General features: G+C 71.9%; 25 protein-coding genes. 21 read left to right on the top strand and 4 right to left on the bottom strand.

Annotation, left to right across the window (positions count from 1 at the left end):
* The first annotated feature begins 32 nt into the window (after positions 1-32).
* Genes nadD through CSR00_RS15565 form a run of 5 tightly spaced genes read left to right on the top strand, consistent with a single transcriptional unit; the run spans position 33 to position 3,391 of the window.
* Positions 33-692 carry a nicotinate-nucleotide adenylyltransferase gene (gene nadD / locus CSR00_RS15585; RefSeq protein ID WP_099023317.1) on the top strand — a complete coding sequence of 220 codons (660 nt, stop codon included), beginning with the start codon at positions 33-35 and terminating at the stop codon, positions 690-692.
* A complete protein-coding gene (rsfS, locus tag CSR00_RS15580) occupies positions 689-1,090 on the top strand; it encodes a ribosome silencing factor (protein WP_099023316.1) in 402 nt (133 codons plus the stop codon). Before nadD ends, rsfS begins: the two co-directional genes overlap by 4 nt.
* Positions 1,087-1,764 (top strand): glucosyl-3-phosphoglycerate phosphatase, encoded by a 678-nt coding sequence (gpgP, locus tag CSR00_RS15575; RefSeq protein ID WP_099023315.1) that lies wholly within the window; start codon positions 1,087-1,089, stop codon positions 1,762-1,764. Before rsfS ends, gpgP begins: the two co-directional genes overlap by 4 nt.
* Positions 1,754-2,503, top strand: a complete 750-nt coding sequence (gene octT, locus CSR00_RS15570) for a diglucosylglycerate octanoyltransferase (protein WP_099023314.1) — start codon at positions 1,754-1,756, stop codon at positions 2,501-2,503. The genes gpgP and octT overlap by 11 nt, the downstream gene beginning before the upstream one ends.
* Positions 2,504-2,506: 3 nt before the next feature.
* Positions 2,507-3,391 (top strand): DegV family protein, encoded by an 885-nt coding sequence (locus tag CSR00_RS15565; RefSeq protein WP_099023313.1) that lies wholly within the window; start codon positions 2,507-2,509, stop codon positions 3,389-3,391.
* A gap of 22 nt (positions 3,392-3,413) precedes the next feature.
* Here the strand turns inward: CSR00_RS15565 and CSR00_RS15560 are convergent, their stop codons facing one another.
* Positions 3,414-4,466 carry an NAD(P)H-dependent amine dehydrogenase family protein gene (locus tag CSR00_RS15560; RefSeq protein WP_099023312.1) on the bottom strand — a complete coding sequence of 351 codons (1,053 nt, stop codon included), beginning with the start codon at positions 4,464-4,466 and terminating at the stop codon, positions 3,414-3,416.
* Positions 4,467-4,552: 86 nt separating this feature from the next.
* The gene (locus CSR00_RS15555) at positions 4,553-5,203 is read right to left on the bottom strand and encodes a TetR/AcrR family transcriptional regulator (protein WP_099023311.1); all 651 of its coding nucleotides are present in this window, start codon (positions 5,201-5,203) and stop codon (positions 4,553-4,555) included.
* Positions 5,204-5,347: 144 nt separating this feature from the next.
* On the opposite strand from CSR00_RS15555, the gene CSR00_RS15550 reads away from it, so the two are divergent.
* Genes CSR00_RS15550 through holA form a run of 3 tightly spaced genes read left to right on the top strand, consistent with a single transcriptional unit; the run spans position 5,348 to position 8,828 of the window.
* Positions 5,348-6,274 (top strand): ComEA family DNA-binding protein, encoded by a 927-nt coding sequence (locus CSR00_RS15550; protein ID WP_099023310.1) that lies wholly within the window; start codon positions 5,348-5,350, stop codon positions 6,272-6,274.
* An 8-nt stretch (positions 6,275-6,282) separates the two neighbouring features.
* Complete coding sequence (locus CSR00_RS15545) at positions 6,283-7,857, top strand: ComEC/Rec2 family competence protein (protein ID WP_245906076.1); 1,575 nt, start codon at positions 6,283-6,285, stop codon at positions 7,855-7,857.
* Positions 7,854-8,828, top strand: a complete 975-nt coding sequence (gene holA, locus CSR00_RS15540) for a DNA polymerase III subunit delta (RefSeq protein ID WP_099023309.1) — start codon at positions 7,854-7,856, stop codon at positions 8,826-8,828. The genes CSR00_RS15545 and holA overlap by 4 nt, the downstream gene beginning before the upstream one ends.
* 129 nt (positions 8,829-8,957) lie before the next feature.
* Here holA and rpsT read toward each other — a convergent pair whose 3' ends face one another.
* Positions 8,958-9,218: a 30S ribosomal protein S20 gene (rpsT, locus tag CSR00_RS15535; protein WP_099023308.1), complete on the bottom strand. Its 261-nt coding sequence runs from the start codon at positions 9,216-9,218 to the stop codon at positions 8,958-8,960.
* 292 nt (positions 9,219-9,510) lie between these two features.
* Between rpsT and CSR00_RS15530 the strand changes: the two genes are divergently transcribed.
* Genes CSR00_RS15530 through CSR00_RS15520 form a run of 3 tightly spaced genes read left to right on the top strand, consistent with a single transcriptional unit; the run spans position 9,511 to position 13,119 of the window.
* Positions 9,511-11,271: a circularly permuted type 2 ATP-grasp protein gene (locus CSR00_RS15530; RefSeq protein WP_328514717.1), complete on the top strand. Its 1,761-nt coding sequence runs from the start codon at positions 9,511-9,513 to the stop codon at positions 11,269-11,271.
* Entirely contained in the window at positions 11,271-12,248 is a 978-nt protein-coding gene (locus CSR00_RS15525; protein ID WP_099023307.1) for an alpha-E domain-containing protein, read from the top strand. Before CSR00_RS15530 ends, CSR00_RS15525 begins: the two co-directional genes overlap by 1 nt.
* A 31-nt stretch (positions 12,249-12,279) precedes the next feature.
* Positions 12,280-13,119, top strand: a complete 840-nt coding sequence (locus tag CSR00_RS15520) for a transglutaminase family protein (protein ID WP_099023306.1) — start codon at positions 12,280-12,282, stop codon at positions 13,117-13,119.
* 17 nt (positions 13,120-13,136) lie between these two features.
* On the opposite strand, the gene CSR00_RS15515 is transcribed toward CSR00_RS15520, so the two are convergent.
* A complete protein-coding gene (locus tag CSR00_RS15515; protein ID WP_099023305.1) occupies positions 13,137-13,973 on the bottom strand; it encodes a ribonuclease Z in 837 nt (278 codons plus the stop codon).
* A 189-nt stretch (positions 13,974-14,162) separates the two neighbouring features.
* Here CSR00_RS15515 and CSR00_RS15510 point away from each other — a divergent pair, with 189 nt between their 5' ends.
* From CSR00_RS15510 to CSR00_RS15465, 10 genes are all read left to right on the top strand, one after another.
* The gene (locus tag CSR00_RS15510; RefSeq protein ID WP_099023304.1) at positions 14,163-14,591 is read left to right on the top strand and encodes a CBS domain-containing protein; all 429 of its coding nucleotides are present in this window, start codon (positions 14,163-14,165) and stop codon (positions 14,589-14,591) included.
* Positions 14,592-14,610: 19 nt separating this feature from the next.
* Positions 14,611-15,219, top strand: a complete 609-nt coding sequence (locus CSR00_RS15505; RefSeq protein ID WP_245906074.1) for a GNAT family N-acetyltransferase — start codon at positions 14,611-14,613, stop codon at positions 15,217-15,219.
* A 178-nt stretch (positions 15,220-15,397) separates the two neighbouring features.
* Positions 15,398-15,742, top strand: coding sequence for an NADH-quinone oxidoreductase subunit A (locus CSR00_RS15500; RefSeq protein ID WP_099023323.1), 345 nt, complete (start codon positions 15,398-15,400; stop codon positions 15,740-15,742).
* The gene (locus CSR00_RS31275; RefSeq protein ID WP_245906073.1) at positions 15,733-16,974 is read left to right on the top strand and encodes a hypothetical protein; all 1,242 of its coding nucleotides are present in this window, start codon (positions 15,733-15,735) and stop codon (positions 16,972-16,974) included. The genes CSR00_RS15500 and CSR00_RS31275 overlap by 10 nt, the downstream gene beginning before the upstream one ends.
* Positions 16,971-17,906: an NADH-quinone oxidoreductase subunit H gene (locus CSR00_RS15490; protein WP_099023302.1), complete on the top strand. Its 936-nt coding sequence runs from the start codon at positions 16,971-16,973 to the stop codon at positions 17,904-17,906. Before CSR00_RS31275 ends, CSR00_RS15490 begins: the two co-directional genes overlap by 4 nt.
* An 81-nt stretch (positions 17,907-17,987) precedes the next feature.
* The gene (locus CSR00_RS15485; RefSeq protein WP_099023322.1) at positions 17,988-18,551 is read left to right on the top strand and encodes an NADH-quinone oxidoreductase subunit J; all 564 of its coding nucleotides are present in this window, start codon (positions 17,988-17,990) and stop codon (positions 18,549-18,551) included.
* Positions 18,548-18,850 (top strand): NADH-quinone oxidoreductase subunit NuoK, encoded by a 303-nt coding sequence (locus tag CSR00_RS15480; protein ID WP_099023301.1) that lies wholly within the window; start codon positions 18,548-18,550, stop codon positions 18,848-18,850. Before CSR00_RS15485 ends, CSR00_RS15480 begins: the two co-directional genes overlap by 4 nt.
* Positions 18,851-18,858: 8 nt before the next feature.
* The gene (locus CSR00_RS15475) at positions 18,859-20,715 is read left to right on the top strand and encodes a proton-conducting transporter transmembrane domain-containing protein (RefSeq protein ID WP_099023321.1); all 1,857 of its coding nucleotides are present in this window, start codon (positions 18,859-18,861) and stop codon (positions 20,713-20,715) included.
* A 2-nt stretch (positions 20,716-20,717) separates the two neighbouring features.
* Entirely contained in the window at positions 20,718-22,214 is a 1,497-nt protein-coding gene (locus CSR00_RS15470; protein WP_099023300.1) for a complex I subunit 4 family protein, read from the top strand.
* 21 nt (positions 22,215-22,235) lie between these two features.
* Complete coding sequence (locus CSR00_RS15465; protein ID WP_099023299.1) at positions 22,236-23,621, top strand: NADH-quinone oxidoreductase subunit N; 1,386 nt, start codon at positions 22,236-22,238, stop codon at positions 23,619-23,621.
* The last annotated feature ends 3 nt before the right edge of the window (positions 23,622-23,624 follow it).

The following is a 23,624-nucleotide window of genomic DNA, read 5'->3' as shown; positions in this document are numbered from 1 at the left end:
CCAGGGAACGGCCCCGCCGAAGGGTGGGGGTCATGGGTGGGACCTTCGATCCCATCCACAACGGCCACCTGGTCGCCGCCAGTGAGGTCGCCGACCTGTTCGACCTCGAGGAGGTGGTGTTCGTTCCGACCGGTCAGCCCTGGCAGAAGGCCGGCCGCCACGTCACCGCCGCCGAGGACCGCTACCTGATGACGGTGATCGCCACCGCCTCCAATCCGCGGTTCTCGGTCAGCCGCGTCGACATCGACCGCGGCGGCAAGACCTACACCAAGGACACCCTGCGCGACCTGCAGGCGCTGAACCACGACGCCGACCTGTTCTTCATCACCGGCGCCGACGCGCTGGCCTCGATCCTGTCCTGGCAGAACTGGGAGGACCTGTTCGCCATGGCGCGGTTCGTCGGGGTCAGCAGGCCCGGCTTCGAACTGAACGGCAAGCACATCGCCGAAGCCATGGCCGAACTGCCCGACGACGCGCTGCACCTCGTCGAGGTCCCGGCGCTGGCAATCTCCTCGACCGACTGCCGCCGGCGGGCCGCGCAGTCGCGTCCGATCTGGTATCTGGTGCCCGACGGCGTGGTGCAGTACGTCGCCAAGCGCAGGTTGTATGTGCCCACATCGGCCGCCGGGCCGGATCCGCAACCGGCGCATTCGCCCGGCCTGGCCGCGACCGCGAGTAAGGACGAGAAGTGACCGCTTCCGCAGAGGCCCTGGAGATGGCCACCGTCGCCGCGCGCGCGGCCGCCGCCAAGCTGGCCGAGGACATCGTCGTGATCGACGTCTCCGGTCAGTTGGTGATCACCGACTGTTTCGTCATCGCCACCGGCGCCAACGATCGCCAGGTCAACGCGATCGTCGACGAGGTGGAGGAGAGGATGCGGCGCGCCGGCCACAAGCCCGCACGCCGCGAGGGCACCCGCGAGGGGCGCTGGGTGCTGCTGGACTACGTCGACATCGTGGTGCACATCCAGCACCGCGACGAACGCGACTTCTATGCGTTGGACCGGCTGTGGCGGGACTGCCCGACGATCCCGGTCGACCTCGACGAGGTCAGCGCCAACACCCGCCACGACGCGGAGCCGGGTTCATGAGCGACCGCCGTATCCGGCGCCTGGTGCTGCTGCGCCACGGCCAGACGGAATGGAACGCCGGCAGCCGGATGCAGGGGCAGATCGACACCGACCTGACCGAGCTGGGCCGCGCGCAGGCCGTCGCCGCCGCCGAGGTCCTGGCCAAACGCCAGCCGCTGCTGATCGTGTCCTCGGACCTGCGCCGCGCCCGCGACACCGCGTTGGCGCTCGGCGAACGCACGGGGTTGCCCGTCGACATCGACACCCGGCTGCGGGAGACCCATCTGGGCGACTGGCAGGGGCTCACCCACATCGAGGTCGACGAGCTCGCGCCCGGTGCGCGGCTGGCCTGGCGCGACGACGCGCGGTGGGCCCCGCACGGCGGGGAGAGCCGCGTCGACGTCGCCGACCGCAGCCTGCCCCTGGTCGGCGAGATGGTCACCGAGGCGGTGGAGTGGGGAGCCGACGAGAAGGACCGTCCGGTGGTCCTGGTCGCGCACGGTGGGCTGATCGCCGCCCTGACCGCGGCGCTGCTGGGGATCCCGGTCGACAACTGGCCCATCCTCGGCGGGATGGGCAACGCCAGTTGGGTGCAGCTGTCGGGGCACTCGGCGGAGTCGGCGTCATTCGACGGCATCAAGTGGCGGCTCGACGTGTGGAACGCCTCGGCCCAGGTCGCCAACGATGTCCTCTGAACCGGCACCCGGCCGTCGGCCGGTATTGCTGGTCTTCGCCGACTCGCTGGCCTACTACGGCCCAACCGGGGGACTACCGTCCGACGACCCCCGTATCTGGCCTAATATCGTTGCCGCAGAACTGGGTTGGGATCTGGAGCTGATCGGCCGGATCGGCTGGACCTGTCGCGACGTCTGGTGGGCGGCCACCCAGGATCCGCGTTCGTGGGCGGCGTTGCCGCGCGCGGGCGCCGTCGTGTTCGCCACCAGCGGCATGGACTCGCTGCCCTCGGTGCTGCCCACGGCGCTGCGCGAACTCATCCGCTACGTCCGCCCGCCCCGGCTGCGCCGCTGGGTCCGCGACGGCTACGGCTGGGTGCAGCCCCGGCTCTCGCCGGTGGCGCGTTCGTCCCTGCCCCCGCACCTGAGTGTCGAGTACCTGGAGATGACCCGCGGCGCCATCGATTTCAACCGTCCCGGTGTCCCCATGGTGGCGTCGCTGCCCAGCGTGCACGTCGCCGACACCTATGGGCGTGCGCACCACGGCCGAGATGGCACCGTCGCGGCGATCAGCAGCTGGGCCACCGAACACGACATTCCGCTGGTCGACCTGAAAGATGCCGTGGCCGAACACATTTTCGGCGGGCAGGGCAATCCCGACGGCATCCACTGGAACTTCGAGGCGCACCGCGCCGTCGCGGAGTCGATGCTCAAGGCGCTCGCCGAGGCCGGCGCCACCGCCGACCGCGGGGACCGGTGAGCCATGCCCGTCGTGGTGGTCACCGACTCCTCGGCGCGTCTGCCCGCCGACCTGGCATCGCAGTACGGGATCCGCGTGGTTCCGCTGCACATCCTGGTTGACGGCACCGACCTGCGCGACGGCGTCGACCCGGTGCCCGAGGACATCCACGAGCGCAGCGCCAGCACCGCCGCAGCGGGCCCGGTCGAGCTGGCCGGTGCCTACCGGGACGCACTGGCCGCCAGCGACGGCGACGGCGTGGTCGCGGTGCACATCTCGTCGTCGTTGTCGGCGACGTTCAACGCCGGCCAGCAGGCCGCCGCGGAGGTGGGGCCCGCCGTGCGGGTCATCGATTCCCGTTCCGCGGCGATGGGCACCGGCTTCGTCGCCCTGGCCGCCGCCCGCGCCGCGGCGGCCGGATCCGGCCTGGACGCCGTCGGGCAGGCCGCCCTGCGGGCGCGCGAATACGTGCACGCGTTCATCGTGGTGCACCGGCTGGACAATCTGCGCCGCAGCGGGCGCATCGGCGGGGCGGCCGCCTGGCTGGGCACCGCGCTGTCGCTGAAGCCGTTGTTGCGGATCGACGAGGGGAAACTCGTTCTGGCCCAGCGGGTTCGCACCGCCTCCAAGGCCGTCGCGACGATGACCGACCGGGTCTGCGACATCGTCGGTGCGGGGTCGGCGCGCCTGGCGGTGCACCACGTCGCCGATCCCGAGGGCGCCGCGCAGCTGGCGGCCACGCTGGCCGCGCGGTTGCCGGACTGCCCGCCTGCCCTCGTCACCGAGCTGGGGCCGGTGCTGGCGCTGCATGTCGGTGCGGGTGCGCTGGCGGTGACCCTCGATACCGGCACCGATACCGGCACGGATGGAGACACGAATATCGACGCCGGCACCGGCGAAACGCCCTGACGGCAGCGCCGGGTCGTACCGGTCAGCCGGCGAAACGGCCCGTCACCGGTGGCAGATCCTTGGGCGTGACGATGCCCGGCGCCGCGGCCACCACCGCGGGAACGGCGTTGGTGACCGGCATGGCGGTGTAGATCATGCCCAGCCCCATGAAGCCGGGCTCGGCCCAGTCCCGGGGCGGCAGGCAGTGCAGCACCGTGCGCATGTTGGGCATGCCGCAGACCTGAATGACGTGGCCGTGTTCCAGCGGTTTGGGGGGAGTGACGTGATCGCCCATCGTCCAGTTGAACCCGACGCTGACGACGTTGCGCTCGCCCACCCAGCCGCGGTGGTACCCGTAGACGCTGCCGACGCTGCCCTCGGGAATCGTCATGAAGCCCAGGTCGGTGTCCGCGGTGGCGGCGGTGAACTCGACGTCGAACGTCATGCGGTCCAACGGCGCTCCGATCGCGTCGGCCATCATCGCCGCCGACTCGGCGAACACCTCGCTCTCCCGGCGGACGCTGTCGGCCAGGCCGGGGGTCTGCGGGTCGCGGCCGAAGCCCATCGCCGACTGGGTGCCGGCCGACTCGTAGGTGGAACAGTCCACCGACTCGGTGATCCGGATCTCGTCGACCCGTTCGCAGGACCCGGAGAGCACCATCGCGACCATGTTCGTCATCCCCGGGTGCGCGCCGCTTCCGAATATCGTGGACTGCCCTGTCTCGCAGGCGATCAGGATGCGTTCCCGGTCTTGTGGGCTCTGCTTGCCGCCGGTGATCCATGCGGCGCTGGAGCAGACGTTGACGCCGGCGGCGAGCAGACGCACCAGCTCGTCGACACTGGGCCACAGCGGGTTGTAGCAGCAGGCGTCGGCGTCCAGTGCCAGCAGCGCGTCGACGTCATCGGTGGCGAGCACCCCGGTGGGCTCGGGCCAGCCGGCCAGCTCGGCGGCATCGGTGCCCACCTTGTCGGGGCCGTGGGCATACACGCCGACCAGCTCCAGATCGGGCCTGCCGATGATCGCGTGCAGGGACCGGCGGCCGATGTTGCCGGTGGTCCACTGAATCACCCGCAGCGGACGGTCGGGACGGTTCATCGACGCTCCTTCTACCGGTGAGTGGACCACCCTGAGTAGACACTCTGGCGCGAATGTACACCCCGCGGGGTGGCGTGGCGGCGCCGTCAGCGACGCGGGTTGCCGGCGACTTCGGCGAAGTCGTCATACGCCCTGATCAGGGCGGTTGCCATCTGTCCGGGCAGGGTTTCCGCGGTGACCGCGGAGGCGGCCTGCAGGGCGCCGAGCTCGCTCCACGCGCTGGTGAGGATCGCCGACCACACCCCGCTGATCAGCTGGATGGTCCGGTCGCCGGCGACGTCGCCGATCCGTTCGGCCAGTGCCGCCGCGGTGCTCGTCGACCAGACGTCGGCCGCCGCGGCCTGCATGCCCGGCGAGGAGTGCACGACCCGCAGCACGGTCAGGAGCCGGTCCGGGCGCATCGCCATCGCGCCCCGCTCGGTGCGGTCCAGCAGCGACAACGTGGCCCGCAGCAGCGCGTCGAACGACGACACGTCACCGGGGACGTCTCGCAGCCCGTCCCGGACGCCGGCGGCCAGCCAGGCCAGCACCGACAGGATCACGCTGTCCTTGGTGGGGAAGTACCGCGCGAAGGTGCGCGCCGAGACCTCGGCCCGGTCGGCGATCTGCTCCACCGTGGTGTGTTCGTAGCCCTGTTCCTCGGCGAGGTCCAACGCGGCCACGATCAGCGTGTGCCGCGTCTGCTGCTTCTTGCGCTCACGCAGGCCCGCGGTGGTCGGAACGAGGTTCCCCGTCACGGCGACGACACTACCCCGGGGCCGCGCCGACGCGGCGGAGGCCGCCCGGGACTGCCGTGCACAGTCGCGCCGTCATCCACAGATCGATGCGAAAACCGTTGGTGGGCATGGTCGTGTCCGGTGCCGGTACATAGGTTCGGGCACATGCGAGCAGATCCCCCCGGTGAGCGGCTACACCATCGACTGGCCGGTCCGGCCGCGGCCACGTCCGTCGCCGAGGCCGCGGAACCCGGCCCGGACGACCCGGTCGGCCCGGTCGACCAGTGGTGCGTCGCCGGCCGCGGGTCCGACGGGCCCCCCGACGGGTCCTCCGACGGGCCCTCCGACGCGCCGGATGACGGCCACGACGGCGCGGCCAACGCGTTGCTGCCGCGCTGGCTTCCGGAAGCCGTGGCGCAGCGGGAAGGGTGGCTGGCCGCGGTCCGCGCCGACCCCGGCCGGGCCGGGGCGATCGCGCTGGGCGGGGTCGCCGTGCTGGCCGTCCTGGTCACGGTGTTCACCCTGGTGCGCGACGATCCGGCCCCGGTCGTCTCGGCGAAACTGCCCGCCGTGGACATGGTCGCCTCCAGCACGCCGGGTCCCCCGGCCGGCGACGCCCCACTGGTCGTCAGCGTCGTCGGGCTGGTCCAAACCCCCGGTCTGGTGACCCTGACGCCGGGCGCCCGGGTGGCCGACGCGGTGAGCGCCGCCGGCGGAACCCTCGACGGCGCCGACACCGTCGGCCTGAACATGGCCCGCCATCTCGCCGACGGGGAGCAGGTGGTCGTCGGGGTCTCCACGGCGCCGGGAGCGCCCGCGCTGATGGGAAGCTCGGTCACCGGGGCGACGTCGGCGGCCCTCCCCGCGCCCGGTTCGGGGTCGGGGACCGCGCCGGCGGGCGCCGCGGTGAACCTGAACACCGCCACCGTCGAGCAGCTGGACGCCCTGCCGGGGGTGGGGCCGGTCACCGCCGAGTCGATCGTGGCCTGGCGCGATGAACACGGCTCATTCGACAGCGTGGACCAACTCGGCGACGTCGACGGCATCGGGCCGGCGCGGCTGGCCAAACTGCGCGACCGTGTCCGCGTCTGAGTCACCCGGTGCCCGCCCCCGCCGCACCCCCGGGCCCGGTCCTGGATCTGCGGCTGGTGCCCGCGGCGCTGACGGCGTGGCTGGTCACCGCGCTGGGTATCCGCTGGGCCGTCGGCCCAGTGCTCGTCGGCGGCTGCCTGGCGGTGGGGGGCGCGGCCGTGCTGTGGCGCAGGACCCGCACGACGGCCGGCACCGCCGCGCGGGCTCTCGGCACCGCCGCCGCGGCGGCCGCCGTGGTCGGCGCGGGCTTCGCGGTGGCGATCACCCTGCGCGGCGACGCCGTGGCCCACCATCCGGTCACCCAGCGGTTCGGGACGGTCGGCGACGTCACGGTCGTGGTGACGGAGAGCCCGCGTCCGCTCGGCTCCGGGCGGGTCCTGCTGCGGGCCAACCTGCGGCGGTTGGACGCCCAGGACGCCGGTGGCCTGGTCGTGGTGTTCGCGCCCGCGGTCGACTTCGGACGCATCGGTGCGGGCACTCCCGTGCGGTTCCGGGCCGGGATCGCCCCGCCCACCCGCCATGACCTGACCGTGGCCGTGCTGACCGCGGCCGGTGCACCCGATGTCGGGCGGGCTCACGTCATCCACCGCATGGCCGCGGACATCCGGGAACGGTTCGCCGTCGACGCGACTGCGGTACTGCCCGCCGGCCGGGCCGCGCTGCTGCCGGCACTGGTACTCGGGGACACCTCGGCCCTCGACGCCGGCACCCAGCGGGAGTTCCGCGCGGCCGGACTGACGCACCTGACCGCGGTGTCGGGCGCCAACGTCACCATCGTGTGCGGCGCGGTGCTGCTGTCGGCCTACCTCGTGGGCCCGCGCGGCGCTGTCGTGTTGTCCGGTCTGGCGCTGGCCGCGTTCGTCGTGGTGGTGCAGCCGACGGCCAGTGTGCTGCGGGCGGCGGTGATGGGCGCCCTGGCGCTGCTGGCGGTGCTCACGGCCCGGCGGCGCCAGGCCGTCCCCGCGCTGGCGGGCACGGTGCTCGCCGTGCTGGTCGTGGCCCCGCAGATGGCCGTCGACGTCGGGTTCGCGTTGTCGGTGGCGGCGACGGCGGCGCTGGTGCTTATCGCGCCGCGGTGGTCGGGGCTCCTGAAGACCCGGGGCTGGCCCGGGCCGCTGGCCGACGGCGTCGCCGTCGCCGCGGCGGCCCAGTTCGTGACCGCGCCGCTGGTCGCCGGGGTCAGCGGCGCGGTCAGCGTGGTGGGGGTGCTGGCCAACCTGGCGGTGGCCGCGGTGATCCCGCCGATCACGCTGCTGGGGACCGCCGCGGCCGCGCTGGGCACGTTCTGGCCGGACGGGGCGCGGCTGGCGATGCGCTTCACCGGCCCGCCGCTGTGGTGGCTGCAGCACGTCGCGCACTGGCTGGGCACCGCGCCGGCCGCGACCGTGCCGGTGCCCTCCGGGGTCACCGGGGTCACGGTGGTGGCGCTGAGCAGCTTGGCGGCCCTGCTGCTGTGGCGGCGGCGCTGGTTCCGGCGTGCCGCCGCCGCGGTCGCGGTGTGCCTGCTCGCCTGGACGCTGTCGGGTCCGCCGGCCGGGTACGCCGCGGCGGCGTCGGTGGGTCGTGACACCATCGTGGGGTGAGTCAACAGGTTCCGGGACTGCACCTGGTCCTGGGTGATGAGGAGTTGCTGGTCGAGCGGGCCATCGCCGAGATCGTGCGGGATGCCCGGGCGGACAGCGGGACCGAGGATGTCCCGGTGAATCGTCTGCGCGCCGGCGAGGTCGGCACCAGTGAACTCGCCGAACTGCTCAGCCCGTCGTTGTTCGCCGACGAGCGGGTGGTGGTGCTCGAGGCCGCCGCCGAGGCGGGCAAGGACGCGGTGGCGCTGATCGGGTCGGCGGCCGCCGATCTGCCGCCCGGAACCGTTCTGGTGGTCGTGCACTCCGGCGGCGGCCGCGCCAAGGCGCTGGCGGGTCAGCTGCGCGACCTGGGCGCGCGCGTGCACCCCTGCGCCAAGATCGTCAAGGCCGCCGAGCGGGCTGATTTCGTGCGTCGCGAGTTCCGCGGGCTCAAGGTCAAGGTGAGTGACGACACGGTCGCCGCGCTCATCGACGCGGTGGGCTCAGACATCCGCGAACTCGCCGCCGCCTGCTCACAATTGGTGGCCGATACCGACGGGCGGGTGGATCCCGGTGCCGTCCGGCGCTACCACAGTGGGCGGGCCGAGGTGAAGGGGTTCGACATCGCCGACAAGGCGATCGTCGGCGATGTGGAGGGTGCCGCGGAGGCGTTGCGCTGGGCCATGATGAGCGGGGAGCCGCGGGTCGTGCTCGCCGACGCGCTCGCCGAGGCCGTGCACACCATCGCCCGGGTCGGGCCGGTCTCGGGTGATCCCTACCGGCTGGCCGGGGAACTCGGGATGCCGCCGTGGCGGATTCAGAAAGCGCAGAAGCAGTCCCGCCGGTGGTCGCGGGACAAGGTGGCCAGTGCGGTGCGCGTCGTCGCGGCGCTCAACGCCGATGTGAAGGGCGCCGCGGCCGACGCGGACTATGCGCTGGAGAAGGCCGTGCGGCGGGTGGCCGAACTGGCCGACGGCGGTGGCCACCGGTAGACGTGCCGGTGGAGCCTCGGTGTCGGTCTTAGGAGTCAGCCCGAGGAGTCAGCCCGAGGGGTCAGTCCGAGGAGTCGGTCTGTGGTGCCAGCCGAGCTGCCGCGCGCCCGGATCGGGGCGCTGGGCGGGTCAGAGCTTGTTGAGGGCCAGCGCCAGCGCGGACTTCTTGTTCGCCGCCTGGTTCCGGTGGATGACGCCCTTGCTCGCGGCCTTGTCCAGCTTGCGGCTGGTCGACGCCAGCAGTTCGGCGGCCTTGTCCTTGTCGCCGGCGTCCACAGCCTCGCGGAACCCGCGCACAGCCGTACGAAGCGACGACTTCACCGACTGGTTGCGCAGTCGGGCGCGCTCGTTGGTGCGGATGCGCTTTTCCTGCGACTTGATGTTGGCCACGCGTCAGTTCCTTCGTAAATCTCAAGCTGGGTGATGGTCCGGCCCGGCCCCGGCGGGCGCGGTCCAAGGCGCCCGGTTGCGGGCAGCGACTGTTCAGGTTACCAGCCGGGCGGTGGATCTCCCAAAGTCGTCGGGCCGCCGCGGAGTTTCGTCACCGCAGGGCACGGGCGGGGTGCGGTGCCTCCCAGGATGCTCCAGCACCGCGCAACGGAGTTTCGTCACCGAATTGCGGTTCAGTGGCCTGCCGAAACAGGCAAATTAGTGCAGCATGTGACTCGTGAGCCTTCGAACATTGCCCAGCGAGACCGGCCGGCAGTCGCGCAGCAACGCCCGGCAGAAGAAAGAGTTCGAACGGATCTTCGACGGCTACAACTCGCGTGGCAAGTATTCGGACGCCTTCGACGAGATGTTCGACGCCGCGGGCAACGTGCGGGGGCCCTACAAGAACATCTACGCCGAGCTGGCCCCGTCCGACGCCGACGACCTCGAGGCGCGCGCCGAGGCCCTCGGGCGTGCGTTCGTCGACCAGGGCATCACCTTCTCGCTCTCCGGCCAGGAGCGGCCCTTCCCGCTGGACCTGGTCCCGCGCGTGATCTCCGCGGCGGAGTGGTCGCGGCTGGAGAAGGGCATCATCCAGCGGGTCAAGGCGCTGGAGATGTACCTCGACGACATCTACGGCGACCAGGAGATCCTGCGTGACGGCGTCATCCCGCGCCGGCTGGTGACCTCCTGTGAGCACTTCCACCGGGAGGCCGCCGGGATCGTCCCGCCCAACGGGGTGCGCATCCACGTCGCGGGTATCGACCTGATCCGCGACGGTCAGGGCACCTTCCGGGTGCTCGAGGACAACCTGCGCTCACCGTCGGGGGTCTCCTACGTGATGGAGAACCGCCGCACCATGGCGCGGGTGTTCCCGAACCTGTTCGCGTCCAACCGGGTGCGCGCGGTCGGCGACTACTCCTCGCACCTGTTGCGGGCGCTGCGCAACGCCGCCGCCACCAACGAGGCCGACCCGACCGTGGTGGTGCTGACCCCCGGCGTGTACAACTCCGCCTACTTCGAGCACTCCCTGCTGGCCCGGCAGATGGGCGTCGAGCTGGTCGAGGGCCGCGACCTGTTCTGCCGCGACAACACCGTGTACATGCGGACCACCGAGGGTGAACGCCAGGTCGACGTCATCTACCGCCGCATCGACGACGACTTCCTGGACCCGCTGCACTTCCGGCCCGACTCGGTGCTGGGGGTGGCGGGCATCCTCAACGCCGCCCGCGCCGGCAATGTCGTGATCTCCAGCGCGGTGGGCAACGGGGTGGGCGACGACAAGCTCGTCTACACCTATGTGCCCACCATCATCGAGTACTACCTCGGGGAGAAGCCGCTGCTGGCCAACGTCGACAGCTACCGGTGCTGGCTGGAAGAGGAATGCGAGGAGGTCCTCGACCGCGTCGATGAACTGGTGATCAAGCCGGTCGAGGGCTCGGGCGGCTACGGCATTGTGTTCGGGCCCGACGCCTCGGAGAAGGAACTCGCGACGATCACCAAGAAGATTAGGGCCGACCCGCGGGGCTGGATCGCCCAGCCGGTGGTGCAGCTGTCCACCGTGCCCACCGAGATCGACGGCAGCCTCGCCCCCCGCCACGTCGACCTGCGCCCGTTCGCCGTCAATGACGGTGACGATGTCTGGGTGCTGCCCGGCGGCCTGACCCGCGTCGCGCTGCCCGAAGGCTCGCTGGTGGTCAACTCCAGCCAGGGCGGCGGCTCGAAGGACACCTGGGTGCTGGCCTCGCGGACCTCGGGAGCCGATCGGGAGCTGGCCGCCGCGGAGGTGGTGCGCAGCCTGCCGCCGACGGTGGCCGAGAAGGCCGAGAAGGCCGAGAAGTCCGAGAAGGCCGAGAAGGCGGAGAAGTCGACGAGGGCCGGGAAGTCGGCCAAGGGCGCCAAGAGCGACGGCGCCGGCCCGAACTCGCAGTCGTTGACCATCCGACAACAACCCGTCACCCAGGGCGGGCAACAGCAGAACCAGCAGCAACAACAGCAGGCGGTGGTGGACTGATGCTGGCTCGCAACGCCGAATCGCTGTACTGGATCGGTCGCTATGTGGAACGCGCCGACGACACCGCCCGCATTCTCGACGTCACGGTCCATCAGCTGCTCGAGGACGCCAGCGTCGACCCGGACGAGACGTCGCGCGTGCTGCTGCGGGTCCTGGGGATCGAGCCCCCCGAGGAGTCGCTGGACGTCTGGTCGCTGACCGACCTGGTGGCGTTCTCGCGCAACAGCCTGGGCGGGTGTTCGATCGTCGACGCCATCTCCGCGGCCCGCGAGAACGCCCGCGGCGCCCGCGAGGTGACCTCGACCGACATGTGGGAGTGCCTCAACACCACCTACAACGCGCTGCCCGAACGCGAGCGCGCCGCCAAGCGGTTGGGCCCCCACGAGTTCCTGAGCTACGTGGAGGGGCGTGCGGCGATGTTCGCCGGGCTGGCCGACTCCACGCTGTCCCGTGACGACGGGTACCGCTTCATGGTGCTGGGCCGGGCCATCGAGCGTGTCGACATGACCGTGCGGATGCTGCTGTCGCGGGTCGGTGACAGCGCGTCCTCGCCGGCGTGGGTGACCGTGCTGCGCTCGGCCGGCGCCCACGACACCTACCTGCGCACCTACCGCGGGGTGCTCGACGCGGCGCGGGTGGTCGAGTTCATGCTGCTGGATCGTCTGTTCCCGCGGTCGGTGTTCTACTCGCTGCGCCTGGCCGAGCACAGCCTCGACGAGCTGCTCAACCGGCCGCACAACCGGGTCGGCAGCACCGCCGAGGCGCAGCGGCTGTTGGGCCGGGCGCGCAGCGAGCTGGAGTTCCTGCGGCCCGGGGTGCTGTTGGAGTCGCTCGACGAGCGGCTGGCCGCCCTGCAGCAGACCTGCTATGAGGTCGGGGAAGCGTTGGCCCTGCAGTATTTCCACGCCGCCCCCTGGGTGGCGTGGACGGATGCCGGACGCAACGGGTCGCTGGTCATCGAAGAGGGCGAGATCTGACGATGAGCATGTGTGTGAAAGGAAGTTGCTGATGTGGCGCATGCGGGTGGTGCACGCGACCGGGTATGCCTACAAGTCGCCGGTGACCGCGTCGTTCAACGAGGCCCGGCTCACGCCGCGTTCGGACTCCCGCCAGAACGTCATCCTCAACCGCGTCGAGACGGCACCGGCCACCAGGTCCTATCGCTACGTCGACTACTGGGGAACCGCGGTGACGGCCTTCGACCTGCACGCGCCGCACACCGAGTTGGAGGTGACCGCGTCGTCGGTGGTGGAGACCGACAAGCCCGAGGCACCCGAGAAACTGGCCAGCTGGGAGGATCTGGACACCGAGGCGGTCGTCGACCGGTTCTACGAGGTGCTCAGCCCCACCGACTACACCCCGGCCAGCAAGCGCATCTCGCGTGTCGGGCGCCGGATCGCCAAGTACCACGACCCGCGCGAGGCCGTCATCGAGGCCGCGAGCTGGGTGCGGGAGGAGCTCAATTACGTCCCGGGTACCACCGGGGTGCACTCCTCGGGCCTGGACGCGCTGCGTGAGGGCAAGGGCGTCTGTCAGGACTTCGCCCATTTGACGCTGATCCTGCTGCGGGGCATGGGAATTCCGGCACGTTACGTGTCGGGGTATCTGCACCCCAAGGCCAAGGCCGCGGTGGGCGACACCGTCGACGGGCAGAGTCACGCCTGGATCCAGGCGTGGACCGGCGGTTGGTGGAACTACGACCCCACCAACGAGACCGAGATCAACGAGCAGTACATAAGTGTCGGTGTCGGCCGCGACTACGCCGACGTCACCCCGCTGAAGGGCATCTACTCCGGTGAGGGGTCCACCGACCTCGACGTGGTCGTGGAGATCACCCGGCTGGCGTAGTCCGGCGCCCCGGCGGGTCAGCCGACGGGCACCCTGAGCAGGTCCTCACCGACCTCGACGCGACCGCCGAACTCGGTGGCCGCCAGCGCGCGCCACTGCTGCTCCTGGCCCGGAACCACCGCGGGCACACAGTGGGTCAGCACCAGTGTCTTGACCCCGGCCCGCTGCGCGGTGGCCGCGGCCTGCTGCACCGTCGAGTGGTAGTCGCAGATGTCGCGGATCCGCTGCAGCGGGGCCTGATCGACGAGGTCCTTGCGAATCACGGTGTGCACCAACGCGTCGGCCCCGGCGGCCAGGCGATCCAGCCCCTCGCACGGGACGGTGTCCCCGGCCAGCACCGCCGACGCGCCGCCGTGGTCGATGCGGAACCCGATCGTCGGCTCGACGGGCCGGTGGTCGGTGGGGCCGGCGGTGACGGTCACCCCGTCGGCCTCCCAGACGGTGCCCTCGGTGAACTCGTGCACCGTCACCGGCGGCGGCGTGGTCAGGTCGGCGTGATGGGCGATGCGGTAGCCGATGTCGAACCCGAACGCCTTGAGCGTCGCCTCGACGACCGCGGCGGTCCCCGGCGGTCCGATGATCGGGAAGGGCGCCGGATCGGGTGCGAAGGTGGTGACCCAGCGGCTGATGATCACGTCGCCGAGGTCGGCGATGTGATCGCTGTGCAGGTGGGTCAGCAGCAGCGCGGTCACGGTGTTGGCCCCGGCCCCGGCGGCGATCGCCCGCATGAGCACACCGCGGCCGCAGTCGACGAGGAAGGTCGCCGAGCCGGCGCGCACCAGCGTCGACGGTCCGGCGCGGTTGGGGTCGGGGATGGGACTGCCGGTACCCAGGAGGGTGATCTCGATGGTCACGGGTTCAGGTATCGCACACCGGGGGCGCGGTCGCTCGCCTTCCCCGGATTCTGCGGCGTGTCGGCCGCGGTATCCGCCGTCGGGCGCCGAGATCCCGGCCGCAAAGCGCCGGAATGCCCAGAGTCGTCACGTGCGGGCGCCGATCGCCTTACCCTGGTATGTGATAGCGGTCACACAGGGAGGTGTGCGATGCGGATCGCCGACGTGTTGCGCAACAAGGGGGCGTCGGTCGCCACCATCACGCCCGAGACCTCCGTCAGCGGCCTGCTCACCGAGTTGGCGGTCCACAACATCGGCGCCATGGTGGTGGTGTCGCCCGACGGGGTCGCCGGCATCGTCTCCGAGCGGGACGTGGTGCGCAGCCTGAACGAGCACGGCCCCGACCTGATGACCAGGCCGGTCGCGGAGATCATGACGTCGCTGTTGGCCACGTGCGCCCCCACCGACTCCGTGGACAGCCTCAGCGCGTTGATGACCAGGAACAGGGTGCGCCACGTTCCGGTGATGGACGAGGGGCGGTTGGTGGGCATCGTCAGCATCGGGGATGTGGTCAAGACCCGGATGGAAGAGCTCGAAGCCGAGCACGAGCAGCTGCAGGCCTACATCACGCAGGGGTGACCTGTGTCAGGGTGGTCGGGTGGACGTCATCGATGTGCGGCCGGCCCGCAAGGCGGATGTCCGGCGGCTGTCCAGCGCCCTGGGCCGGGCGTTCTTCGAGGACCCGGTGATGAGCTGGATGCTCCCCGAACCGCCGCGACGCGCCAAGGGGCTGCCCCGGATGTTCGCGACGATGGTCCGCCATCACTTCCTCGGCGGCGGTGCCTGCGAGGTGGCCGGCACCGGAGATCGGATCGCCGCGGCCGCGTTGTGGGACCCGCCGGGACGCTGGAAGCCCTCACAGTTGGAGAACCTGCTGATGATGCCGGGATTCGTGCGGGCGTTGGGCAGCCAGGCGCGGCGTGGCGAGCAGGTCGACGCGTTGATGAAGGCCAACCACCCGGATGAACCGCACTGGTATCTGGCCGTCATCGGCAGTGACCCGGCGTTCCGGGGCGGCGGATTCGGTCACGCGTTGATGCGGTCGCGCCTGGACCGCATCGACGCCGAGCACGCGCCGGCCTATCTGGAATCGAGCAACGCCGATAACATTCCCTACTACCAGCGGTTCGGTTTCGAGGTGACCGGCGAGCTCGCGGTTCCCGAGGGTGGGCCGTCCCTGTGGCCCATGTGGCGGCAGCCACGGTGAGACGGGGGTGGCGGCAGCCACGGTGAATCAGGGGTGGCGGCAGCCACGGTGAATCAGGGGTGGCGGCAGCCACGGTGAATCAGGGGCGGCGTGAGCGGACCTGAGTAGTGAGGGCGCAAGCGGGGTAAGGAAGCTCGGTAGGAAGCGCGAAGACCACCGCAGGATGGGGGCGGAGTCGATGTACACCGGCATCGGATCGATGCTCCTCGTGTGCGTGATCGGGATCGCCAGTGCCTATGTGCTGCACCGCATCACCGCGGTGTCCTCCAGTGTGTTGGTGTCCCTGCCCTTCCAGTCTGGCTGGGCGCCAACGGAACACGCACTATCGCGCTATCACGTGCGTTGGTATCTGGCCACGCTGGTCTTCCTGGCTTTCGACGTGGAGATGCTGTTCATGTACCCGTGGGCGGTGGTCGTGGCCGCCCGCGGCGCGTCGGCCGTCGTCGAGATGTTCGTGTTCCTGGGAGTCCTGTTCGTCGCGGTGGCGTGGGCATGGCGGGAGGGGGCGCTGCGGTGGGTCTGAGCGCAGCCCTGAGCCGGCCGGCGGTGCGGCGGGCGCATGTGCTGATGGTGGAGGTCCCCGGGTACTGGGTGACACGGGCGACGCTGGAGACCCACCTGCTGGCCAGGGGGTGGCGATGCGCCGGCGCACCGGCCGCCGCCGACGTGCTGGCCGTGTGTGGGCCGGCGGGCACCGATCTCTCGGGTGCGATCGACGCCGTGTGGGACCAGTTGCCCGGTCCGAGGGTACGCGTCGACGTCGCGGGTCCGGCGGACGTCGACGACGCACTGCGCCGTGCCGCGGAGTCGCTGCTGGACGACAGGCGACACCGCGACGATGCCCAGACCCGCTCCCGACGACCCGAACTCGCCGCGGAGAGCGGCGGGATGGACCACGGCGGCATGGATCACGGCGGGATGGATCACGGCGGGATGGACCATGCAGCGATGGACCACGGCGGGCACGGCGAGATGGACCATGCCGGGCACGGGGGCATGGACCACGAGGGCATGGACCACGGCGGCATGGACCATGCAGCGATGGACCACGGCGGCATGGACCACGGCGGCATGGACATGGCCCCCGAGGGCATCCCGCTGGCCGGCGGGACCGACGACCGCGACGGCCTGGAGATGGATGAACTGCACGCGGCGCTGGGCCCGGTGCTGCCGTACTGGCCGGCCGGCCTGGTGCTGCGCTGCACGCTCAACGGTGACGTCATCACCGGTGCCGCGGCCTCGCTGCTCGACGCCGGCGCCGCGTCGGCCGGGCCGGCCCGCCCCACCGGGCCGCTCGGAGCGGCCCGGCAGTGCGATCACGCCCGCAACCTGCTGGCATTGGCGGGGTGGCCGGCCGCCGCGGTCGCGGCGCGTCGGTGCCGCGACGCATTCCTGCACGGGGATCCCGAGGTCGGAATGCGGCTCCTCGACGCCCTGCACCGGCGGGCCCGTCGCTCCCGGGTGCTGCGGTGGTCACTGCGCGGTCTGGCGCCGTGCACCGCGGCCGACCTGCAGGACCGGAACCTGCCGGCCTGGTGGGAGGGCGACGCCTACGACCGGTTGCTGAGCGGGCTGCGGCGCGCCGCTGCGGCCGGGTCGGCCAGCGGGGGCGCCGACGATCCCGGGCCGGTCACCCCGGAGATGCTCGACGCGCTGCCGGAACTGGTGAGCGGGCTGGACCTGGCCGCGGCCCGCCTGGTGCTCGCCGGGGTGAACATCGACACCGCGGTGAGCGCGGCGGTGGGGGCGACGTGACCGTCGACGGCGTGGTGACGGTGTCGGGGCTGTGGGCGGTGGCCGCTGCCGGGTTGCTGGCGGTGCTGGGCTATTACGCCGCGGCCCTCGACGGCGCGCTGCGCGCTCGTGACGATGGGGCCAGCGGCCTGCGGCTGCACACCCCGGCCCTGGAGGCCGCGCGCCTCCTGCGGCAGCGGCGCCGGGTCACCGTCGCCGCGGACCGGCTGCTGTGGCGCATCGGCGACGGCGGTCTGATCGTCGTGGCGCTGCTGATGGTCGCTGTCGTTCCGCTGGGCCGCTGGACCCTGTTCGACCTCGACGTCGGCGTCGTGTGGTTCAACGCGATGGACGTCGCGGTGTGGGCGCTGGTGTGGCTGGCCGGGTGGGGCGCGAACTCGTTGCATTCGCTGGTGGGCGGGTACCGCTTCCTGGCGCAGGGCCTGGGCTACGAGCTGCCGTTGATGTTCGCTCTGGTGGCCCCGGCGATCGCCGCCGAGAGCCTGCGGGTGGGCGGTATCGCGGCGGCCCAGCACGGGCTGTGGTTCGTCGTGTGGATGCCGGTGGCGTTTGTCGTGTACTGCCTTGGGGTGGCCGGCTTTTCGGTGTGGGGGCCGATGTCGGCGGCGGTGGGTGCCGACATCGCGGGCGGTGCGGGCGCCGAGCTGTCGGGCGTCGACCGGCTGCTGTTCGAGGCCGGCCGCTACGGACTGCTGGCCGCCGGCGCAGCCTTCGCGGTGCCCATGTTCCTCGGTGGCGGTGCCGGCCCGCTGCTGCCGGACTGGTTGTGGGTGATCGTCAAGACGGTTGTCCTGCTGACGGTCCTGGTGTGGCTGCGGCGTCGCCTGCCGCTGCTGCGTCCGGACAAGTTCATGGAGGTGGGCTGGTTGGTGCTGCTGCCGGCCGTCCTGGTTCAGGACCTGGTGGTGGCGGTCATCGCAGTGTGGAGATAGCAGTGTGGAGAAATCAGTGTGCCGATAGCCGCGTGGAGGTAAGGGCAACGTGTTCGACGGAATTCCCGGGGGTGCCCAATGGTGCTGAACGACATCGTGTTCTGGGTGGCTTCGGTGGTGGCGGTGCTGGCCGGTGCCGCGGTGTTCGTGGTGAACTCCATGGCGCGGGCGACCTACGCCCTGGCCGTGTCGTTCATCGCGGTCGGCGTGGCGGTGCTGGTGCTGCAACAGAACTACGTCGGCGTCGTGGTCATCCTCATGATGGTCATGGAAATGGCCGTGATGGCCGTCTACATGGTCATGTTCATGGGTATGAACCCGGCGCTGATGCCGATGAGCATGGTGCATGACAAGCGCTGGTCGCTCGGCCTGGCCGTGGGCGTGTTCGTGCTGCTGGCCGCCGGCATCCTGCTGATCGATTGGCCCGCCCGACGCGGTGCGCCGCCGGCCGACGTCACCGCCGCCCTGGGCGACGCGCTGATGGGCCCGAAGATGTTGGCGATGGTCGTGATCAGCCCCGTCATGGTGGCCACCATCGTCGGCGGGGTCGTGCTGGCGGCACACCGGACCCGCTACGACCGGTTCGGCGACGATCTGGACCACCGCCCACCGCGCGACCCGCAGCCGGGCGGGGTCGGCCGATGACGCTGCAGGCGGTGCTCCTGGTGGCGGCCGCGCTGTTCAGCGTCGGCCTCTACGGCGCGCTGTCCCAACAGGTCGTCGTGATGGTGATGATGGGCCTGGAGGTGATGATCAACGCGGTCATCCTCGCCGCCGCCGGGTTCTGGTGGTTCCTGGCGCCGCAGCCCACCGGCCAGGTCCTGCTGATGGTGATCATCGCGGCCATGACGGTGGAGATGGCGACGGGCTTCGCGATCGCGACGCTGCTGCACCGGGCCCGCGGCGCCGACATGACCGACATGGCCACGGACCTGTCGGGGTGAGCGCGGCGATGACGACTCCCGCCCAGCTGGTGCTGTGGTCGCTGGTGGCGTTGCCGGCCGCCGCCGGCTCGGCGCTGCTGCTGGCGCGGCTGTACAGCGACACCGTGGACCGGGTGGCCGCGGCGGTCTCGGTTGCGGTCGCCGCGGCCACGGCGGCCCTGGCTACGGCGGCGGCGGTGCTGCGCCCGGCCGTGGGGGTCGCCTTCGTCGCCGGCGCCGACTTCGGCCTGCGGGTCGACACGCTGGCCGCCACGGTCGTGCCGGTGGTCGCCGCGGTCACGCTGCTGGTGCTGGTCTTCGCCACCGGCGATCCGGAGGTGACGGGCGGGCGCTTCCACGGGATGATGCTGCTGTTCGCCTCCGCGGCCCTGATCACGGCCACGGCCACCACGCTGCCCACGCTGCTGCTGGCCTGGGAGCTGATGGGCGCGGCCTCCTACGCGCTGATCGGCTACCGGTGGGGCGACGACGAACGCGTGTCGGCCGGGCTGACCGCCTTCGTCACCACCCGCAGCGCCGACCTGGGGCTCTACCTGGCCGCGGGGGCCGCGCTGGCCGGCGGCGCCGGGCTTGCCCTGTCCGACCTGGCCGCGGCCAGCCCCGGCTGGCGGCACGTCCTGGCGGCCGGGTTGCTCGTGGCGGCCCTCGGCAAGGCCGCACAGCTGCCGTTCTCGTTCTGGTTGTCCCGGGCGATGCACGGGCCCAGTCCGGTCAGTGCGCTGCTGCACTCGGCGGCGATGGTCGCCATGGGCGCCTACCTGCTGTTGCGCACCGCCCCGGTGTTCACCGTCACCGGCTGGGCGGCCACGGCGGCGGCGTGGATCGGGATGGCCACGGCGGTGCTGCTCGGCGCGGTGGCCGTCACCCAGCGTGATCTCAAACAGCTGCTGGCCGCCTCGACGGCCGCGCAACTGGGGTTCGTGGTCGTCGCCGCGGCGGTCGGCTCCATCAGCGGCGGCGCCGCGCAGCTGGTGGCGCACGCCTGCACCAAGGCGGGGCTGTTCCTGGCGGCGGGAGCCTGGCTGACGCTGCTGGGCACCAAACGGATCGCCGACCTGCGCGGGGCCGCCCGGGTCTGGCCGGTGATCGGGGTGAGCGCCAGCGTGTCGGCGCTGGCGCTGGCCGGCGTCGCGCCGCTGCCGCTGTGGGCCACCAAGGATGCGGTGCTGGCCGCGGCGCTGGATCACTCGCGGTGGCTTTACGTCGCCGGGCTGGCCGCCACCGCCCTCTCGGCGGCCTACTCGGCGAAGATCCTCGCCACGATCTGGCGCCGCGACGTTCCCGTGGCCGGGGCCGAGGGGGAGCCGCGCAGTCCTGCGGCCCCGACGGTCTACGAGCAGCTGCCGCTGGTGGTGCTCGCCGCCGGCGCCGCACTGGGCGGGGTACTGGCCCTGCCGCCGCTGGCCGGCGTGCTGAGCCGCGCGCTCGACGGCGGCCCGGGTGTGCACGCCGGGGTCGCCGAACTGGCCGGTTCGGCGCTGCTGACGGCCGTCGTCGTGCTGGCGGTCCTGCGTTGGGGCGTGCCCGAACCCCGGTGGGCGCTGGACTGGCTGGGGCTGGGGCGCATCACCGGGGCCGCGGTGGTGGCGCCGACGATGGCCCTGGCGCGCGGCCTGGCCCGGTTCGACGACCGGGTGCTCGACCGCGGTGTGCAGTCCGTGGCCGACGGCACCCTGCGGCTGGCCGCGGCGGCCTCGATCGTGGACCGCCGCGGGGTGGATGCGGTCGTCGACGGGCTGGCCGCCGGCACCCGGCGGCTGGGCGCGTGGGCGCGCACCGCCCAGGGCGGGCAACTGCACCGCTACTACATGGCGGCCGTGGTGGCGCTGGCCGCCGGTGTCCTGCTGCTCGTGGTGGTGAGGTGAGCATGCTCAGCGTGATCGTGTTCCTGCCGTTGGTGGCGGCCGTGGCGGTGCTCGCCGGCCGTAGCGACCGGCTGGCCCGGTGGTTGTGGGTGCTGGCCTGCGCGGTCGATCTGGCCCTGGTGGTGGCGGTCTGGCTGCGCTACGACGCGCCCGCGCCGGGACAGCTGGCCTTCGACGAGCAGGCCCCGTGGATTCCCGGGGTGAACAGCAGCTACCACATCGGTGTCGACGGACTGTCGCTGCCGCTGGTGGCGCTGACGGCGGTGATCTTCCTGGCCTGTGCGGTCTACGCGCTGCGCGACGACGAACGGACCCCGCAACGCGCGGCGCTGTTCCTGTTCCTGCAGACGGTCAGCCTCGGGCTGTTCGTGGCGGCCGACCTGATCCTGTTCTTCGTCTTCTTCGACCTGTCGATCGTGGCGATGTACTTCGTGATCGTCGGCTGGGGCCACGGGGAGAAGCCGGGTGACGCGGGGCGTTCGGCGCTGAAGTTCTTCCTGTACACCTTCCTGGGGTCGCTGGCGCTGCTGGTCGGATTCATCGGGCTCTACATCGCCGCGCAACCGCACACCTTCGACATGGTCGAACTGGCCCGGGCCGCTCCGCTGTCCGGCAGGCCGCTGGCCGGCGGGCTGGTGCTGGCCGCCATCGTCGTCGGGCTGGCCGTCAAGACGCCCACGGTGCCCTTCCACACCTGGCTTCCGCCGGCACACACCGACGCACCGGCGATCGGCTCGGCGGTGCTGGCCGGGGTGCTGCTGAAGATGGGCACCTACGGGTTCGTCCGGATCGCCATGCCGATGTTGCCGCAGTCCTGGCGGGACTGGGCCTGGGTGATCATCGCGGTGGGGGTGGTGTCGGTGCTCTACGGGGCGCTGGTCGCGTTGGCCCAGGACGACCTCAAGCGCATGATCGCCTACACCTCGATCAACCACATGGGGTACATCGTGCTGGCCGTCGGCGCGGCCGGGCTGGTGGCCGCCGGGGCCGCCGAGGCGCGGTCGCTGGCGGTCACCGGCGCGGTCACCCAGATGGTCAGCCACGGGCTGATCACCGGTGCGTTGTTCCTGCTGGCCGGCGTGTTCCGGTCCCGCGCCGGCAGTTACCGGATGGGCGACTACGGCGGCCTGGCCGCCTCGGCGCCGCGGCTGGCGGCGTTGTTCGCGGTCGCGGCGTTCGCGTCGCTGGGCCTGCCGGGTTTCTCCGGTTTCATCGCCGAGTTCCAGATCTTCACCGGGGCGATCGCCGCCGCGCCGGTCACCGCGATCGCGTTGCCGGGCATCGTCATCACCGCGGCACTGTTCCTGCGCGCGCTGCAGAGGGTGTTCACCGGTGCGCCGCGGGGCCTGTCGACCGGCTTCACCGACATCCGCGCCGTCGAGAACGTGCCGGTGAGCGCGCTGCTGGTGCTCGCGACGGTCATCGGCCTGTTCCCGCGCGTTCTCCTCGACACCATCGAGCCGGCCTCCGACGCGCTCATCGGCCTCGTCGGGAGGTAGCCGGTGACCCCGCACCCCGCGATGAACCTGTCCTCGATGGTCCCCGAGATGCTGTTCTTCGGGGCCGGGCTGGCCGTTCTGATCGGCGGCTCGTTCCTGCCGCGGCGCCGGCAGTGGTGCGGGCGGGTGGCCGCCGCCGCGGCCGCCACCGCCGCCGGGGTGCTCGGGGGAGTTCAGCTGGCCGGTTCGGCGGGCGCGGCCTTCGGCGACACCTTCGCCGTGGACACCGCCACCGGGGTGGTGCGCATCCTCACCGCGGTCGGCACGCTGCTGGCGTTGGGGGTGGCCGGCGGGGAGATCGCCGGGTCGGACCGCGAGAGCGAAACCTACGCCCTGATGCTGTTCACCGCCACCGGCGTGCTGGTGATGGCCGGCGCCGCCGACCTGCTGGTACTCGCCACCGGGTACCTGCTGGCCAGCATTCCGCTTTACGCGCTGGTGGGGCTGGCCCGCACCGCCGGGGCCGCCGAGGCGGCCATGAAGACCTATCTGATCGGTGCGCTGTTCGGGATCGTGCTGCTGGCCGGGGTGAGCATCCTGTACGCGCTCGCAGGCACCAGCTGGTATCCCGCGTTGTCCGACGGGCTGGCCGCGGCGCCTGCCCCGGCCGTGGCGGCCGGCCTGATCGGGGTGCTCGGGGGTGTGCTGTTCAAGGCCGGCGGTGTGCCCGCGCATTTCTGGGTGCCCGACGCGGCGCAGGGCGCCACCGGTACCGCCGCGCTGTTCGCCACCACCGTCCCCAAGATCGGCGCCCTGGTGGCGCTGTACCGGCTGGTCTCGGCGATGCCCGACACCGTCGGCTGGCCGCTGCTGATCGCGGTGCTGGCCGTGGCCGGGATGACCCTGGGCAACCTGGCGGCTTTCTGGCAGCGCGACCCGCGGCGGCTGCTGGGCTGGTCGACGGTCAGCCAGGTCGGCTACCTGCTGGTGCCGGTCGCGGTGTTGGGACGCAGCGACCTGGCACTGCCGGCGTTGCTGCTGTACCTGACCGCCTACACCGTGACCAACACCGCGGCGTTCGCGGTGTCGACGGCGCTGCCCGGCCTGCGCGATCTCGGCGACTACCGGGGTCTGTCGCGGGCCCGTCCGTGGTTGGCGGGCGCGCTGGTGGTCGCGCTGCTCGGGCTGCTGGGCACGCCGCCCACCGGGGTGTTCGTCGGCAAGCTGATGACGGCGACCGCGGCCTGGGACGGCGGGGCGGCCTGGCTGGCGGTCGTCGTCTTCGTCAACACGCTGATCAGCCTGTTCTACTACCTGCGCTGGATCGTGCCCTGCTACCAGCGCGACGGCGCCGAGCCGGGCTTCACGGTGCGGCGCTGGTCCGCCGCGGTGGCCGTGTCCGCGGCCGCGGCCAGCCTGCTGGTCGGGCTGGGCGCCGGTGTGCTGTGGCCGGTGTTGGGCGGATAGCGC

Source organism: Mycolicibacterium palauense, from assembly GCF_002592005.1.
In the GTDB taxonomy this organism is placed as follows: Bacteria; Actinomycetota; Actinomycetes; order Mycobacteriales; family Mycobacteriaceae; genus Mycobacterium; species Mycobacterium palauense.
Note: the sequence above shows the minus strand (reverse complement) of the source record. Positions and strands in the feature narration are given on the sequence as shown.

Bases quoted from the DNA above. Each gene is read 5' to 3' on its own strand.
- nadD (WP_099023317.1), top strand. From the start codon at position 33: ATGGGTGGGACCTTCGATCCCATCCACAACGGCCACCTGGTCGCCGCC.
- gpgP (WP_099023315.1), top strand. From the start codon at position 1,087: ATGAGCGACCGCCGTATCCGGCGCCTGGTGCTGCTGCGCCACGGCCAG.
- octT (WP_099023314.1), top strand. From the start codon at position 1,754: ATGTCCTCTGAACCGGCACCCGGCCGTCGGCCGGTATTGCTGGTCTTC.
- CSR00_RS15565 (WP_099023313.1), top strand. From the start codon at position 2,507: ATGCCCGTCGTGGTGGTCACCGACTCCTCGGCGCGTCTGCCCGCCGAC.
- CSR00_RS15560 (WP_099023312.1), bottom strand. From the start codon at position 4,466: ATGAACCGTCCCGACCGTCCGCTGCGGGTGATTCAGTGGACCACCGGC.
- CSR00_RS15550 (WP_099023310.1), top strand. From the start codon at position 5,348: ATGCGAGCAGATCCCCCCGGTGAGCGGCTACACCATCGACTGGCCGGT.
- CSR00_RS15525 (WP_099023307.1), top strand. From the start codon at position 11,271: ATGCTGGCTCGCAACGCCGAATCGCTGTACTGGATCGGTCGCTATGTG.
- CSR00_RS15520 (WP_099023306.1), top strand. From the start codon at position 12,280: ATGTGGCGCATGCGGGTGGTGCACGCGACCGGGTATGCCTACAAGTCG.
- CSR00_RS15510 (WP_099023304.1), top strand. From the start codon at position 14,163: ATGCGGATCGCCGACGTGTTGCGCAACAAGGGGGCGTCGGTCGCCACC.
- CSR00_RS15500 (WP_099023323.1), top strand. From the start codon at position 15,398: ATGTACACCGGCATCGGATCGATGCTCCTCGTGTGCGTGATCGGGATC.
- CSR00_RS15480 (WP_099023301.1), top strand. From the start codon at position 18,548: ATGACGCTGCAGGCGGTGCTCCTGGTGGCGGCCGCGCTGTTCAGCGTC.
- CSR00_RS15475 (WP_099023321.1), top strand. From the start codon at position 18,859: ATGACGACTCCCGCCCAGCTGGTGCTGTGGTCGCTGGTGGCGTTGCCG.
- CSR00_RS15470 (WP_099023300.1), top strand. From the start codon at position 20,718: ATGCTCAGCGTGATCGTGTTCCTGCCGTTGGTGGCGGCCGTGGCGGTG.
- CSR00_RS15465 (WP_099023299.1), top strand. From the start codon at position 22,236: ATGAACCTGTCCTCGATGGTCCCCGAGATGCTGTTCTTCGGGGCCGGG.